General features: G+C 68.7%; 15 protein-coding genes. 8 read left to right on the top strand and 7 right to left on the bottom strand.

The window, feature by feature from the left end; genetic code table 11:
• Positions 1-77: 77 nt before the first annotated feature.
• On the bottom strand, positions 78-1,094 hold the full coding sequence (locus ACFXIV_RS19790) for a 4-hydroxy-3-methylbut-2-enyl diphosphate reductase (RefSeq protein ID WP_379393813.1): 1,017 nt from the start codon (positions 1,092-1,094) through the stop codon (positions 78-80).
• A gap of 114 nt (positions 1,095-1,208) precedes the next feature.
• On the opposite strand from ACFXIV_RS19790, the gene ACFXIV_RS19785 reads away from it, so the two are divergent.
• The 3 genes from ACFXIV_RS19785 to ACFXIV_RS19775 all read left to right on the top strand — a co-directional run bounded on the left by ACFXIV_RS19785 (position 1,209) and on the right by ACFXIV_RS19775 (position 3,731).
• On the top strand, positions 1,209-1,925 hold the full coding sequence (locus ACFXIV_RS19785; RefSeq protein ID WP_379393811.1) for a lipid droplet-associated protein: 717 nt from the start codon (positions 1,209-1,211) through the stop codon (positions 1,923-1,925).
• Between the two features lie 355 nt (positions 1,926-2,280).
• Positions 2,281-3,507, top strand: a complete 1,227-nt coding sequence (gene xseA, locus ACFXIV_RS19780) for an exodeoxyribonuclease VII large subunit (protein ID WP_379394335.1) — start codon at positions 2,281-2,283, stop codon at positions 3,505-3,507.
• Complete coding sequence (locus ACFXIV_RS19775; protein WP_354833459.1) at positions 3,507-3,731, top strand: exodeoxyribonuclease VII small subunit; 225 nt, start codon at positions 3,507-3,509, stop codon at positions 3,729-3,731. Before xseA ends, ACFXIV_RS19775 begins: the two co-directional genes overlap by 1 nt.
• A gap of 117 nt (positions 3,732-3,848) precedes the next feature.
• Here the strand turns inward: ACFXIV_RS19775 and ACFXIV_RS19770 are convergent, their stop codons facing one another.
• On the bottom strand, positions 3,849-4,430 hold the full coding sequence (locus tag ACFXIV_RS19770) for a DUF4245 domain-containing protein (protein ID WP_379393809.1): 582 nt from the start codon (positions 4,428-4,430) through the stop codon (positions 3,849-3,851).
• 128 nt (positions 4,431-4,558) lie between these two features.
• On the opposite strand from ACFXIV_RS19770, the gene glpX reads away from it, so the two are divergent.
• Together glpX and ACFXIV_RS19760 are read left to right on the top strand one after the other, a co-directional pair.
• Positions 4,559-5,590, top strand: a complete 1,032-nt coding sequence (gene glpX / locus ACFXIV_RS19765; RefSeq protein WP_356995734.1) for a class II fructose-bisphosphatase — start codon at positions 4,559-4,561, stop codon at positions 5,588-5,590.
• Positions 5,591-5,741: 151 nt separating this feature from the next.
• A complete protein-coding gene (locus ACFXIV_RS19760) occupies positions 5,742-7,148 on the top strand; it encodes a class II fumarate hydratase (RefSeq protein WP_379380029.1) in 1,407 nt (468 codons plus the stop codon).
• Positions 7,149-7,214: 66 nt separating this feature from the next.
• On the opposite strand, the gene ACFXIV_RS19755 is transcribed toward ACFXIV_RS19760, so the two are convergent.
• On the bottom strand, positions 7,215-8,399 hold the full coding sequence (locus ACFXIV_RS19755; RefSeq protein WP_379393807.1) for an FAD-dependent monooxygenase: 1,185 nt from the start codon (positions 8,397-8,399) through the stop codon (positions 7,215-7,217).
• A gap of 105 nt (positions 8,400-8,504) precedes the next feature.
• On the opposite strand from ACFXIV_RS19755, the gene ACFXIV_RS19750 reads away from it, so the two are divergent.
• Together ACFXIV_RS19750 and ACFXIV_RS19745 are read left to right on the top strand one after the other, a co-directional pair.
• Positions 8,505-9,257, top strand: coding sequence for a TetR/AcrR family transcriptional regulator (locus ACFXIV_RS19750; protein ID WP_379393805.1), 753 nt, complete (start codon positions 8,505-8,507; stop codon positions 9,255-9,257).
• Positions 9,258-9,306: 49 nt separating this feature from the next.
• Complete coding sequence (locus tag ACFXIV_RS19745; protein WP_379393803.1) at positions 9,307-9,729, top strand: limonene-1,2-epoxide hydrolase family protein; 423 nt, start codon at positions 9,307-9,309, stop codon at positions 9,727-9,729.
• A 108-nt stretch (positions 9,730-9,837) separates the two neighbouring features.
• Here ACFXIV_RS19745 and ACFXIV_RS19740 read toward each other — a convergent pair whose 3' ends face one another.
• The 4 genes from ACFXIV_RS19740 to ACFXIV_RS19725 form a co-directional block, all read right to left on the bottom strand.
• Positions 9,838-10,695: an acyl-ACP desaturase gene (locus ACFXIV_RS19740; protein WP_379393801.1), complete on the bottom strand. Its 858-nt coding sequence runs from the start codon at positions 10,693-10,695 to the stop codon at positions 9,838-9,840.
• 114 nt (positions 10,696-10,809) lie between these two features.
• Positions 10,810-11,334: an LGFP repeat-containing protein gene (locus tag ACFXIV_RS19735; RefSeq protein WP_379393800.1), complete on the bottom strand. Its 525-nt coding sequence runs from the start codon at positions 11,332-11,334 to the stop codon at positions 10,810-10,812.
• Positions 11,335-11,528: 194 nt separating this feature from the next.
• Positions 11,529-12,872 carry a PhoH family protein gene (locus ACFXIV_RS19730; protein WP_354834070.1) on the bottom strand — a complete coding sequence of 448 codons (1,344 nt, stop codon included), beginning with the start codon at positions 12,870-12,872 and terminating at the stop codon, positions 11,529-11,531.
• 288 nt (positions 12,873-13,160) lie between these two features.
• On the bottom strand, positions 13,161-13,547 hold the full coding sequence (locus ACFXIV_RS19725) for a DUF488 domain-containing protein (protein WP_379393798.1): 387 nt from the start codon (positions 13,545-13,547) through the stop codon (positions 13,161-13,163).
• Between the two features lie 22 nt (positions 13,548-13,569).
• Here ACFXIV_RS19725 and ACFXIV_RS19720 point away from each other — a divergent pair, with 22 nt between their 5' ends.
• Positions 13,570-13,842 (top strand): hypothetical protein, encoded by a 273-nt coding sequence (locus ACFXIV_RS19720; RefSeq protein WP_379393796.1) that lies wholly within the window; start codon positions 13,570-13,572, stop codon positions 13,840-13,842.
• The last annotated feature ends 153 nt before the right edge of the window (positions 13,843-13,995 follow it).

The following is a 13,995-nucleotide window of genomic DNA, read 5'->3' as shown; positions in this document are numbered from 1 at the left end:
CGAAATAAGATCATCCGGATAGCAAATTCGCGCCCTCCACAACGAATGTGGAGGGCGCGAATGCGTTTCGGAACGAGTTACGCGCGTGCGGTGCGAAGTTCGCGTGGCAGCGAGAAGACCAGCGTCTCATTGGCGGTCGTGACCGGAACCACCGCACCGAAACCGTGCTCGGCCAGCAATTCCAGCACACCCTCCACGAGAATCTCCGGAACCGAGGCGCCGGAGGTGACGCCGACCGTGCGAATACCCTCCAACCAGGTGGCATCCACCTCGCGGGCATAGTCCACCAGGTGCGCGGCGCGGGCGCCGGCACTCAGCGCGACCTCCACCAGCCGGACCGAGTTGGACGAGTTCCGGGAGCCGACCACGATCACCAGATCGCATTCGGGAGCCATGGCCTTCACTGCAGTCTGGCGGTTGGAGGTGGCGTAGCAGATGTCGTCGCTCGGCGGATCCTGCAGCTTGGGGAACTTCTGGCGCAGGCGGTTGACCGTCTCCATGGTCTCGTCCACCGACAGCGTGGTCTGGGAGAGCCAGATCACCTTGTTCTCGTCGCGCACGGTGACCGAGTCGACGGCGTCGGGGCCGTCCACCAGCTGCACGTGGTCGGGCGCCTCACCGGCGGTGCCCTCGACCTCCTCGTGGCCCTCGTGGCCGATGAGCAGGATGTCGAAGTCGTCGCGGGCGAAGCGCTTGGCCTCCTGGTGCACCTTGGTGACCAGCGGGCAGGTCGCGTCGATGGTGTGCAGGTTGCGGCGGGCGGCGGACTCGTGGACGGCCGGGGAGACGCCGTGCGCGGAGAACACCACGAGCGCGCCCTCCGGCACCTCCTCGGTCTGGTCGACGAAGATCACACCGCGCTCGCGCAGCGTTTCCACCACGTGCCGGTTGTGCACGATTTCCTTGCGGACATAGATGGGCGCGCCGTGCTTTTCGAGCGCCTTCTCCACCGTTTCGACCGCTCGGTCCACACCGGCGCAGTAGCCGCGCGGTTCGGCGAGCAGTACTCGCTTCTCTTGTGGGCCCTGTGGCGCGTCGGCATCACCCGCCGCGGACCCGACGATTCCGACGTTCAAAGGGATAGCCGAGGACATGCCCCACAGAATACGTGTGCGCTCCGGCGCGCATTCGCGCGGAGGTCAGGGTCACAATCACCTTTCGCGGCTTTTCACCTTTGCATCACACGGCGTTTCGGGCAGGCTAGGGGCATGTTCCGACCTCCGTTCCTGGCCCGGGTCGCCGCCGGGGCTGCCGTCTATGCTCTCGAGGAAACTCGTCGGCTACCGACGACCGCGATCAATTTCCCGATCACCGCGATCAGCCAGGTGCTGCAGACCACCATGCACCTACAGCAGTTCGTGACCAGCCTCGCCCTCAAGGGCGACGCCGTTTTCGACCGTTTGCTCAACCAGCCCGAAGAACAGCCCGCCTGGGCCACCTTCGATGAGGACGAGGAAGACGAGCAAACTCCGAGCTTCGCCGCCGAATCGGTACGGCAGAGCCGTTTCGACCTCTTCACCGAGCCGGAACCGGCCATCGCGGAGCCCGCTCCGGCCGTGGTGGAGCCGGTCGCGGCCCCTGAACCGGTCGCGGTCGAGACCGAACCGGTCGCGGTCGACCCCGAACCGGTGCCCGCCGAATCGGCCGCGCAGGAGGCAGCCGATCCGGAGGTCACCGAGACCGCCGCGCCCGGAACGGCTTCGAAGGCGGCCACCAACGGCCACCACAGCAGCCCCGTCACCGAGCCCGAAGTGGCGGCCCGCTTCGACTACTCCGCCATGACCATCGCCCAGCTGCGCGCCCGCCTGCGCCAGCTGACCGTCGACGATCTCGCGGCTCTCCTCGCCTACGAGCAGGAGACCCTCGACCGCGCCCCGTTCGTCACCATGCTGACCAACCGCATCGCGACCGTTCAGGCGAAGTGAACCCAACTCTCGGGAGCTCTCAGGGGTTTCACCCCTGAAACTCCTCGAGACCACGGGGCTCCGTCCCGGACCCCGAAACAACTCGAGACTGCGGGCTCCGCCCGGACCCGATGCAACGTTCGGGGCCCGGCCCCGGAACTCCGACAGCGTCACATCGGCGGTCCTCGACCAGTGCCGGCCGCTCGGGCTACCACCCGGGCGGCCGGTGTCGTATGCACCGGGATCCGCGGGTCGGACAGTGCGTGAATCCCGTGTCGGCGGGCGGTGTGCGCCGGGCGTCGGTGGGCACTGACAGAATCGTGCGGTGAGCACCGATACGACGCCGCGGCCGCCGAGCTCGTCCGCCGAGAACCCGATGCCGGTGCGGACCGTCGCGGTGAAGGTGGCGCAGTGGATCGACCGGCTGGGGGCGGTCTGGGTGGAGGGGCAGATCACCCAGATGAATGTGCGGCCGGGGACGCGGACGGCCTTTCTGGTGCTGCGGGATACGGCGGCGGACATGTCGCTGTCGGTGACCTGTGATCCGGAGCTGCTGCGTAATTCGGCGGTGCCGCTGCAGGAGGGCAGCCGGGTCGTCGTGTACGGCAAGCTGTCGTTCTTCACCGGGCGGGGCACGGTGTCGTTGCGGGTCACCGAGATTCGGCCGGTGGGCATCGGCGAGCTGCTGGCCCGCATCGAACGCTTGAAGGCGCTGCTGTCGGCGGAGGGCCTGTTCGATCCGCGGCTCAAGCGCCCGATCCCGTTCCTGCCCAATCGGATCGGCCTGATCACCGGCCGCGCCAGCGCCGCCGAGCACGATGTGGTGACGGTGGCCACGCAGCGCTGGCCGGCGGTGCGTTTCGAGATTCGCAATACCGCCGTGCAGGGCCCGACCGCGGTGCCGCAGATCCTGGAGGCCATCGCCGCGCTCGACGCGAATCCCGAGGTGGATGTGATCGTGCTGGCGCGCGGCGGCGGCAGTGTCGAGGATCTGCTGCCGTTCTCCGATGAAACCCTGTGCCGCGCCATCGTTTCCGCCACCACTCCGATCGTGAGCGCCATCGGCCACGAGCCGGACAATCCGATCTCGGACTATGCCGCCGACCTGCGGGCCGCCACCCCCACCGACGCCGCCAAGCGCATCGTTCCCGACGCCGCCGCCGAAACCGCGCTGCTGCAGGAACTTCGGTCCCGCGCGAACGCGGCCCTGCGCGGCTGGGTGGACCGCGAGACCCGCGCCCTGACCCAATTGCGTTCCCGCCCGGTGCTGGCCGACCCGCTGCGGCTGCTCGATCAGCGCCACGACGAGGTGGAGCGGCTGCGCGCCGGCGCCCAGCGGGCCGTGGACCACCTGTTGAACGGTGAGTCCACCACCACCCGGCACCTGCGCGAAAAGCTCTCCGCGGTGGGCCCGGCCGCCACCCTGGCCCGTGGTTACGCCGTGGTGCAGCGGGTGAACGGCAAGGACCGCGAGGTGGTCCGCGCCATCGAGGACTCCCCGCCCGGCACGCAGCTCCGCATCCGGGTGGCCGACGGCGCGATCTCCGCCGCCGCCCTCGGCGCCCAATCCCTGGTTCCCCGCCCGACCCGGAAGGACTCCTGATGACCGACGACGAACGCGCCGAAATCGCCACCTTCGGCTACGAGCGCGCCCGCGACGAACTGGTCAATGTCGTCAAGATGCTCGAGCAGGGCGGCATGGATCTCGACGACTCGCTGGCCCTGTGGGAACGCGGCGAAGCCCTCGCCACCCGCTGCGAACAGCATCTCGCCGGCGCCCGCAAGCGCGTCGAGGACGCCCTCGCCCACCGCACCGCGCAGGAGTGACCGCTAGGCGACGACCGTGCCCTGGTGAAAAACGATCTGCCACTCCGCCCCGGCCCGCCGCCAGATGGTGGCCCGCCGGCTGACCCGCTCCGGCTGCCGCAGTAGCGATTTACGGAATCAGCTGCGCGGCAGCGGCTGCGCCTGGCCCATGGCGGTGGCGAGGGTATCGAAGGCGGTGGGATTGCCGGCGCCCTTGATGAGGACACGGACGTCGCCGAAGTCGCTGATCCACGCGGGCTCGGAGCCAGCCTCGGCGTAGACGTTCCACATATGGTCGCCGTACCGCTGGGTGCCGGTGGCGGTCTTGGCGGGCGCGTACTTCTTGGCGATGGCGTCGATGGTCGCGTTCGACTGCGTCAACTGCATGTAGGTGCCCTGGGGGGTGATGAATCCGACGGTGCTGGTGTCACCGCCACCCGTCCCGGCGATGGTGTCGTGGCTGCCCGAGTTCGGAGTCCATTTGTCCGGATCCGTATCCGGCAGGGCCGGCAGGCGGATCGGGAAGGACAGGTGGCGCGCGTCGTCGGTGAGCGCGGCCTTCGCATCGAAGTTCGGAATCCGGCCCTGGGTCGGACCGCCGGTGGAGAACGAGCACTGGCTCGCGATCGCGGCGATGACCAGGCAGATGAGCACCAGCGGAGCGAGCGACCAGATCAGGTCCTTGTAGTCGTTCTGACTGCGCGGCTTTTGGTACGACACGCACTCAGTATCCACGGGGCCCGGGTGCGACCGAGCTCACGGTCTCGGGAAACGTAAGTACGTGCCGAGGGCCGCAAACCGCAATGCGACAATTTACGCAGCTTTATACAACCAAGGAGGCTCTCGTCATGACCGCATCCAGCCGCCGCGAGGCACCGGACCGCAACCTAGCGCTCGAGTTGGTCCGGGTCACCGAGGCCGGCGCCATGGCCGCGGGCCGCTGGGTCGGCCGTGGCGACAAGGAGGGCGGCGACGGCGCGGCCGTGGACGCCATGCGGCAGCTGGTGGCGACGGTCTCCATGCGCGGCATCGTCGTGATCGGTGAGGGCGAGAAGGACGAAGCGCCCATGCTGTACAACGGCGAGCTGGTCGGCGACGGCACCGGCGCGGAACTGGATTTCGCGGTCGACCCGATCGACGGCACCACCCTGATGTCGAAGGGTTCCCCGGGCGCGATCTCGGTACTGGCGGTCGCCGAGCGCGGCGCCATGTTCGATCCCTCGGCCGTGTTCTACATGGAGAAGATCGCCGTCGGCCCCGACGCCGCCGACGTGATCGACCTATCGGCCCCGATCGCGGAGAACCTACGCCGGGTCGCCAAGGCCAAGAACTCCTCGGTCTCCGACCTGACCGTGTGCATCCTGGACCGCCCCCGCCACGCCGAGCACATGAAGGCCGTGCGCGACGCGGGCGCCCGCATCCGCCTCATCTCCGACGGTGACGTGGCCGGCGCCATCGCCTGTGCCCGTCCGGAGTCCGGCGTCGACATGCTGATCGGCATCGGCGGCACCCCCGAGGGCATCATCGCCGCGGCCGCCATGCGCTGCCTGGGCGGCGCGCTGCAGGGCAAGCTGGCCCCCAAGGACGACGCCGAGCGCCAGAAGGCCATCGACGCCGGCCACGACCTGGACCGCATCCTGAACACCACGGATCTGGTCTCCGGTGAGGACGTCTTCTTCAGCGCCACCGGCGTCACCGACGGCGACCTGCTCAAGGGCGTCCGCTACTACGGCGGCGGCGCGTACACCCAGTCCATCGTCATGCGCGCCAAGTCCGGCACCATCCGCATGGTCGACGCCTACCACCGGCTGACCAAGCTGCGCGAGTACGCGTCGGTGGACTTCGTCGGCGACGAGCACGCCACCCCGCCGCTCCCCTGATCCGAGCGAAACAGCTTGCCGCCCCGGTGGATCCGTCCACCGGGGCGGCGCTGTCTCCGGGGGCCGGCGATGTCCTATTCCCGCAGGCGCTGTGCGGATTCCCTCAGGCGTGGCACTCCCACGGGGTGCGCGGCGGGCATAGGGTCGGTTCATGAGCGAGGAGACGCAGTACCGCATCGAACACGACACCATGGGCGAGGTCCGCGTTCCCGTCGACGCGCTGTGGCGGGCGCAGACCCAGCGGGCGGTGGAGAACTTCCCGATCAGCGGACGCGGCCTGGAGCGCGCGCAGATTCGCGCACTCGGCCTGTTGAAGGCGGCCTGTGCGGCCGTGAATCGCGATCTGGGCCTGCTGGACAAGGCCAAGGCCGACGCCATCATCGCGGCGGCGGAGGAAGTCGCCGACGGCCGCCACGACGACCAGTTCCCGATCGATGTCTTCCAGACCGGTTCGGGCACCAGCTCGAACATGAACGCCAACGAGGTGATCGCGAGCATCGCCGCCCGTGACGGCGTCACCGTGCACCCCAACGACGACGTGAACATGTCGCAGTCGTCCAATGACACCTTCCCCACCGCAACGCATCTCGCAGCCACCGAGGCGGTGGTCAAGGATCTGGTCCCGGCCCTGGATCATCTGCGGCTGGCGCTGCTGGACAAGTCCCAGGAGTGGAAGTACGTGGTCAAGTCCGGCCGTACCCATCTGATGGACGCGGTTCCGGTCACCCTGGGCCAGGAGTTCGGCGGCTACACCCGGCAGGTGAGTGCGGGCATCGAGCGCCTGCTGGCCACCCTGCCCCGGGTGGGCGAGCTGGCCATCGGCGGCACCGCCGTCGGCACCGGATTGAACGCGCCGGCCGGTTTCGGCGCGAAAGTCGTTGCGGAGCTGGCCCGGGTGACCGATCTGGATCACCTGTCGGAGGCCCGCGATCACTTCGAGGCGCAGGCCGCCCGCGACGGACTGGTGGAGTTGTCCGGTGCGCTGCGCACGGTCGCGATCAGCCTGACCAAGATCGCCAACGATATTCGCTGGATGGGTTCGGGCCCGCTCACCGGACTGGCCGAGCTGCAGCTGCCGGACCTGCAGCCGGGTTCCTCGATCATGCCGGGCAAGGTGAATCCGGTACTGCCGGAGGCGGTTACGCAGGTGGCCGCGCAGGTCATCGGCAATGATGCCGCGATCGCCTGGGGCGGCGGCAACGGCGCGTTCGAATTGAACGTCTACATTCCGATGATGGCCCGCAATGTGCTGGAGTCGATTCGCCTGCTGGCCAATGTCTCCCGCCTGTTCGCCGACAAGTGTGTCCGCGGCCTGGTCGCCGATGTGGACCGGCTGCGGCGGCTGGCGGAATCCTCGCCGTCGATCGTGACCCCGTTGAATTCCGCCATCGGTTACGAGGAGGCGGCGGCGGTCGCCAAGCAGGCGTTGAAGGAGCACAAGACGATCCGGCAGACGGTCATCGATCGCGGTCTGATCGGCGACAAGCTCTCGGTCGAGGAACTGGATCGCCGGCTGGATGTGCTCTCCATGGCGCAGGTGGATGGAAAGAACGAATAGGGCGTCACATTCGGCATCCGGCTCGGCGGGTGTGGCGGCGGTGGCTGCCACACCCGCGCCAGGGATTCAAGCGGCCCCGACCATGTCCGGGTAGTTCTTCAGATCGATGTCGTTCTTGGCGTTCTCGGCGTACTTCGCCATCATCTTGAAGCCGCGCGAACGCACGAACCAATTACGAAGGCGCAGACCACGTGCGGTGCGGGGCGCCAGGAATCGGCCGGGGCTGGCATCGTCGGCCTTGCGCAGCAGACGCTTCATGATTTCCTCGTAGCGAGCGAATGCCACGGTGTGATCGCCGTCGGCCGCGGCCAATTCACCGGCCAGCACATAAGCCCCGACAATCGCCGAACCGGTGCCGAATCCGTTCAGCGTGTGGCCGTGCGCGGAATCGCCGACCAGCGCCACCCGCCCCGACGTGAAGTGCTTCATCGACACCCTGGCGATGGCGTCCAGGTAGAAACCGTCCAGGAGCGGAAGTTCGGCCAGCATGCGCGGCACCTCCCAGCCCATTCCGGCGAAGCGCTCGGCGACGATACGGCGCTGCTGATCGAAATCGTCACGCGAGTAATCGATTTCGGGCGAGGCGAACAGGTACATCTGCGCGGCCTTGTTACCGCCCGTCATGGCGAGCCGGCCGGGGGTATTGCAGCCGAGGGACCTGGCGCGGGGCCGATTCCCTTCCGGCATGTCCTCCCAGACCGAGGCTCCCGCGATGGCGTAGTAGTAGCCGTCGTGCGTGACGAAGTCCGCCTCCGGGCCGAAGGCCAGCTTGCGCACCCGTGAATGGATGCCGTCGCACCCGAAGACCAGATCGAAGACCCGCGCGGGCGCGTTCTCGAATTCGACGTATACCCCGTCGCCGGTCTCCCGCAGCGCGGTGACGGTGTCGCCGAAGAGGTATTCGCACTCCCCCGCGGTCCGGCTGTAGAGGATCTGGGCGAGGTCGCCGCGCAGGATCTCGATATCGCCGCCGAGGAACTCCCCGGCCATCACGGCCTGCTCGACGCCGTTCTCGTCGACCAGCACCCAGTCGGTCTTGCCGGTCTGCCGCCGCTCGATGTCGTCGAGCACGCCCATGCGCTCGAGCACGGTCATGTGGGTCTCGCCGGTGAAGTCGATGGCCTGGCCGCCGGCGCGCAGCGCGGGCGCCTTCTCGACCACGGTCACCCGGAAGCCGTAGCGGTGCAGCCAGTAGGCGAGGGCGGGACCGGCGACGCTGGCTCCGGAGATGAGGACGGTGGTGTTGCGCATGGCGGTGACTCCTTCGATAACTGCGTCCCTCGGACGCTGTTGATGTCCAAAGCGTACGATGGACGCAGTTTCACGTCAAGCCTGGAATCCGGAAGGATGGCAACCATGCCGGCACCGACCACCCTCGAACTGCTCTGGGGCTCCCCCGACCGCCCTCGGCGCGGGCCCAAGCCGTCCCTCACGCTGGAGCGCATCGTCGCCGAGGCCATCGATCTCGCCGACGCCGAAGGACTGGCCAACCTGTCCATGGCCCGGTTGGCCGAACGCCTCGGCTGCGCCAAGATGGCGCTGTACCGCTACCTCCCCGGCAAGACCGAGCTCATCGCGCTCATGATGGACACCGTCCTCGGCGTGCCACCGGAAAACACCACCGCCCCTTCGGATTCCGATCCGGAACCCTGGCGCGCCTATCTACGCCCGTGGACCGAGACCTTCTTCACCCGCGCCGTCGCACACCCCTGGGCGAACGACGCGTCCACCGGCATCCGCCCGATGGGCCCGAATGAGCTGGCCTGGCTCGATTCGGCCGTCGGCGCGCTGAACGGCACCGGTCTGACCGCGGCCGAGTGTTTCGACACCGTCGTGCTGCTGCTGGGTCACGCCCGCGGCATCGCCCAGCAGACCGCGACGGCGGGTGAGGATCTGGAGGGCGAACTGGCCCGGGAGCTCGGCGAGGTGTTGTCGGCGCAGGCACAGCGCTTTCCGCACGCCGCGGCCGCCTTCGCCGAGACCATGTCCGGCAGCGCGGCCGAGACCGGCCGCGACAATGCCCTCGCCTTCGGCATCGACCGCATCCTGGACGGCCTGGCCGTGCTCATCGAGACCCGGCGTGGCCGCCACGAACGGACACAGCGGTAGTTGCCGCGGATATCTGTGCCACTGCCCGGTTTCGGCCTACGCTCGGCTCATGTCAGAGCTACCCGAGCTGAAGCAGGATCCGGTCACCACGGTGCGCGAATTCTTCGCGGCAATGGAAATGAAGATCGTCGGCGAAGCCCTGGAGCTGGTCGATCCCGGCATCGTCTGGAAGAACACCTCGCTCCCCGACATCCGCGGCGTGGACCGCGTGCGCTGGGTCTTGAATCTGCTCAACAGTCCCCGTTACGGCTTCCGGGCCGACATGCACCACATCGCCGCCACCGAGGACGGCACGGTGCTCACCGAACGCACCGACTACCTGCGCATGGGCCCGGTCGAGATCTCGTTCTGGGTCTGCGGCACCTTCGAGTTCCGTGACGGCCGCATCACGCTGTGGCACGACCACTTCAGCTGGGAGAACTTCCTGCGCGGCACGGTCACCGGCGTCGTGCGCGCACTCCTTTCCCGCTGAGCCGGCTCCTCCAGCGGAAAGCACGACGCCCGCCACGTTTTCGCGGCGGGCGTCGGCATCGAACCGTGCACAGGGCACGGGATCAGGTTCTGCGGGGCAGGGGCATGCTCAGGGGCGCAGGTGGGCCAGTTCGGCGCGTGCCTTCTCGCCTTCCTCACCGAAGTCGGTGCGGCTGAAGATCTTCCACTGCTCGAGCAGGGGCGCGAAGACCAGTTCGGCTTCGTTCGCACGGTCGTAGATGCCGGCCTCGGCGAGGACCTCGTCGCTGGTGCGGCCGTCGGCGAGTTGCACCACCGGGGCGTGGAAGTCGGCGATGCGGTCGGCGATGGCGCGCACGGTCTGGTCGGGGGCCAGGTCGAGGGCCGCGCCGACCAGGTTGGCGAAGAAGACGGCCTGCAGTTCGTCGTCGGCGGCCAGCCGGTCGGCGATGGTCGCGACCATGACATTGTCGGTCCGGCGCGCGGTGGTGCGATGCCGGACGGCGGCCGCGGTCTCTTCCAGGGCCCAGGCGGCGAGCACGTCGGCCAGGTGCATGGCGGGGCGGCGGAAGCCGGTGGTCATGTGCGCCATGCGCATCCGCTCCAGCGCGACCGGGTCGACGGCGCGGGTGACCATCAGGTAGTTGCGGATGAGGATCTCGTGCCGGTTCTCCTCCGCGGTCCAGCGGCCGACCCAGCGCCACCACGGTCCGCTGCGCAGGTACTTGCCGACCTCGCGGTGGTAGGCGGGCAGGTTGTCGGCGATCAGCACGCTCACCGTGAGCGCGGTCTTGGCGACCTCGCTGAGGTCGGATTGCGCCGGTTCCCAATCGGTTCCGCCGAGGAACTGGAAATTGCGGCCGTCGTCCCACGGCACGTAGTCGTGGGGCTGCCACTCGGGGGCGGCGGCGATGTGCCGCTCGAGGTTGGTCTCCACCTCCGCCGCGAGTGATTCCAGCAGTTCCCGATCGGACAAAACGTTCTGCACGCGAACAACCTAGCGGCATCGGGGCAAACATGGGGGCCTTCGCGCGGTATTCGAATCCGCTATGGCCGCAGCCAGGTCCGGGATGCCGTCACCGAGCGGCCCGGACCGGCCGGGCTACTTCTCGGTGACCGTGGTCTCGTTGTCGACCCAGGTGATGGAGCCGCCGCCGAAATCGCTCTGCTTGCCGCCGGTGATGTCGTATTCGTCGCTGGTCGGGTAGCCGAGCGTGCCGCCGGCGCCGCCCTGGTCGTCCCACGCCTTGCGGATCTCGCCCCACACCACGTGGGTGCCGTCGGCCGGGCTGGAGTAGATTGCACCGCCGTCGAATTCCTGCACCATGCCGCCGTCGGGCGCGTCCGCGGCGGGGCCGGTGGGCATGCCGAGAGCACCGGTGGCGCCGCCCATCTGGTTGTACTTCTCGAGAATGCCGCCGGCGACGGCGATCCCGGCGCCCTCGCGGGTGGCCATCTTGGTTTCGGCGGCGTGGGTGTCGTCGCCGGCCGGTGCGGCCGCGGAGGTGGTCGAGGTCGTGGACGACGCGGAGTTCTTGTTGTCGTCCTTGCTGCAGCCCGCGCCGAGCGCGGTGACGACCGCAAGCACCGCGACGGTGCCAGCCGTGCGTCGTGCGAAGTGGTGCATTTTCCATCCTCCCGCGAATCTTGGCCGACAACTCGGTTACGATCCGGCGAATTGGACAGCAATCACCGAAGGGGTATCCGAGCTGGAATTACAGCGAAACGTACCCCACCACATGTGAGTTCAACCACTTGCCAAAGAATTGCCCGGCCGGAGGCGCGTCGCTCTCCGACCGGGCAGGTCCTAGCTACCGGGCGTCAGGAATTGGGCCCGAACTCCTCCAGCATCTCGGTGACCAGCGCCGCGATCGGCGACCGCTCACTACGGGTCAGGGTGACGTGCGCGAACAACGGGTGCCCCTTGAGCTTTTCGATCACGGCGGCCACGCCGTCGTGCCGGCCCACGCGCAGGTTGTCGCGCTGTGCGACGTCGTGGGTGAGCACCACCCGCGACCCGCTGCCCAACCGGCTCAGCACCGTGAGCAGCACATTGCGTTCCAGCGACTGCGCCTCGTCCACGATCACGAAGGAGTCGTGCAGCGAGCGCCCGCGAATGTGGGTGAGCGGCAGCACCTCCAGCATGCCGCGCGCCTGCACCTCCTCCATCACCTCCGGGCTGGCCAGCCCGTCGAGGGTGTCGAAGACGGCCTGCGCCCACGGCCCCATCTTCTCGCTCTCGGAGCCCGGCAGATAGCCGAGCTCCTGTCCGCCCACCGCGTAGAGCGGCCGGAACACCACCACCTTCCGATGCGAGCGGCGCTCCAGCACCGCTTCGAGCCCGGCGGTCAGCGCCAGCGCGGATTTGCCCGTGCCGGCCCGCCCGCCGAGCGAGACGATGCCGACGCTCTCGTCGAGCAGCAGATCCAGCGCGATGCGCTGTTCGGCCGAGCGCCCGTGCAGCCCGAAGGCCTCGCGATCACCCCGCACCAGTTGCACCCGCTTGTCCGGCGTCACCCGCGCCAGCGCGCTGCCGCGCGGGCTGAGCATCCGAATTCCGGTGTGGCAGGGCATGTCCCGAGCCTCGTCGAGGTCGATGACGCTGTCGGAGTAGAGCTTGTCGACGGTGCCGGTGGCGACCTCCAGTTCCACCATGCCGGTCCAGCCGGAGGTGACGACGTCCTGCGCGTGGTACTCGTCGGCCCGCAGGCCGACCGCGCCGGCCTTGACGCGCAGCGGAATGTCCTTGGACACCAGCACGACTCGCTGTCCCTCGGCGGCCAGGTTGAGCGCGCAGGCCAGGATGCGGGAATCGTTGGTGTCCGTGCGGAATCCGACGGGCAATACGGTTGGGTCGGTGTGGTTCAACTCCACCTGGAGTGTCCCGCCCTGGGTGCCGACCGACACCCGCTGATCGAGCCGACCGTGTGCCAGACGCATGTCGTCCAGCATGCGCAGTGCCTCGCGAGCGAACCAGCCGAGTTCGTGGTGATGGCGTTTGGCCTCGAGCTCACTGATCACCACCAGCGGCAGCACCACATGGTGCTCGCCGAAGCGGGTCAGTGCCCAGGGGTCGGACAGCAACACCGACGTGTCGACTACGAATGTTTTCGCCGGTCCGGAATCGGCCGACTGCGAGGCGCGAACTCCCCGTGTCGTGGTCAGCGGGCTCTGGTCAGAGCCGGCGTCCCTGCTGGGAGCGTTGACGGAGCGTGCATCAGTCACGGTGGGCTCCTTTGCCACTCGCGCGACACCGCGCGAGCGTTCTCGCTGGGCCGGTCAGCCTTGGGGTCGTACGACCCGAGGGCCGGGTGCCGGCCCCCTCGCACTGAGTTGCTCAGTCACGATCAGGACCTCCCGTACGAGCCACACCTACGCGGCTCGCACTCCCGACGCTACCGCCGAAATCGCGATCCGGCTTCCGGACTGCGGGGCGCATTGGTGAAGATCGCGTTAACGCGAGTCCGCTCTGTGTGTTTCGCCCAATTCACTCAGCAGCACGGGAACATGGCTGTGCTCCGGCTCTTTGGTGGCCGTGACCAGCGTCAACGGGGCGGATGCGGCCTCCGACCGCAGGCGCGCCAGCCCCTCCTGCGCCGCGTCCGCGGCGAGCTCGATTCGATACCGGCGCTCGAACTCGGCACGGCGTGTCTCCGGCGCGGCGTGATACCACCTCCGCAGCTCGTTCGACGGCGTCACGTCCTTGGCCCATTCGTCTATGGCCGCTTGCTGTTTGCTGATGCCGCGCGGCCAGAGCCGGTCCACCAGCACCCGGCGGCCGTCGGCCGCATCGGGATCGTCGTACACGCGCTTGACCCGGTACCTGGGTTGCTGTGTCATGTCCTCCATTACAGTCGAGGGCATGGCCGAAACTGCGGATCTGGCAACGCTGCCCACCAAGGAATTGCACGACCGTGCCGTGAAGCTGGCAGCCCGGCGCGGCGACATCAAGTTCCTGTGGCAACTGCTCAAGGCGATTCCCGGCGCCGAGGTCGCGGCCGGCAATCAGGGCGAGGGCGAGGTCGACATCTGGAACACCGTCGCCCTGCTCGACGACTACTTCCACGCCGGCGAGGGCAGGGTCGGCGAGGCGCTGCGCCCGATATACCTGGACTACCTGAGCAAGCACGCCTGAATCAGGAGCCGTCGGGGGGGGGGGGGGGGGCCCCCCCCCCCCCCCCCCCCCCCCCCCCCCCCCCCCCCCACCCCCCCCCCCCCCCCCCCCCCCCGCCCCCCCCCCCCCCCCCCCCCCCCCCCCCCGCCCACCCCCCCGCCCCCCCCCCCCACG

It is taken from the genome of Nocardia sp. NPDC059236, assembly GCF_042754085.1.
GTDB lineage: Bacteria > Actinomycetota > Actinomycetes > Mycobacteriales > Mycobacteriaceae > Nocardia.
The sequence above is the reverse complement of the archived record's forward strand: the minus strand, read 5'-3'. Positions and strand labels throughout refer to the sequence as shown.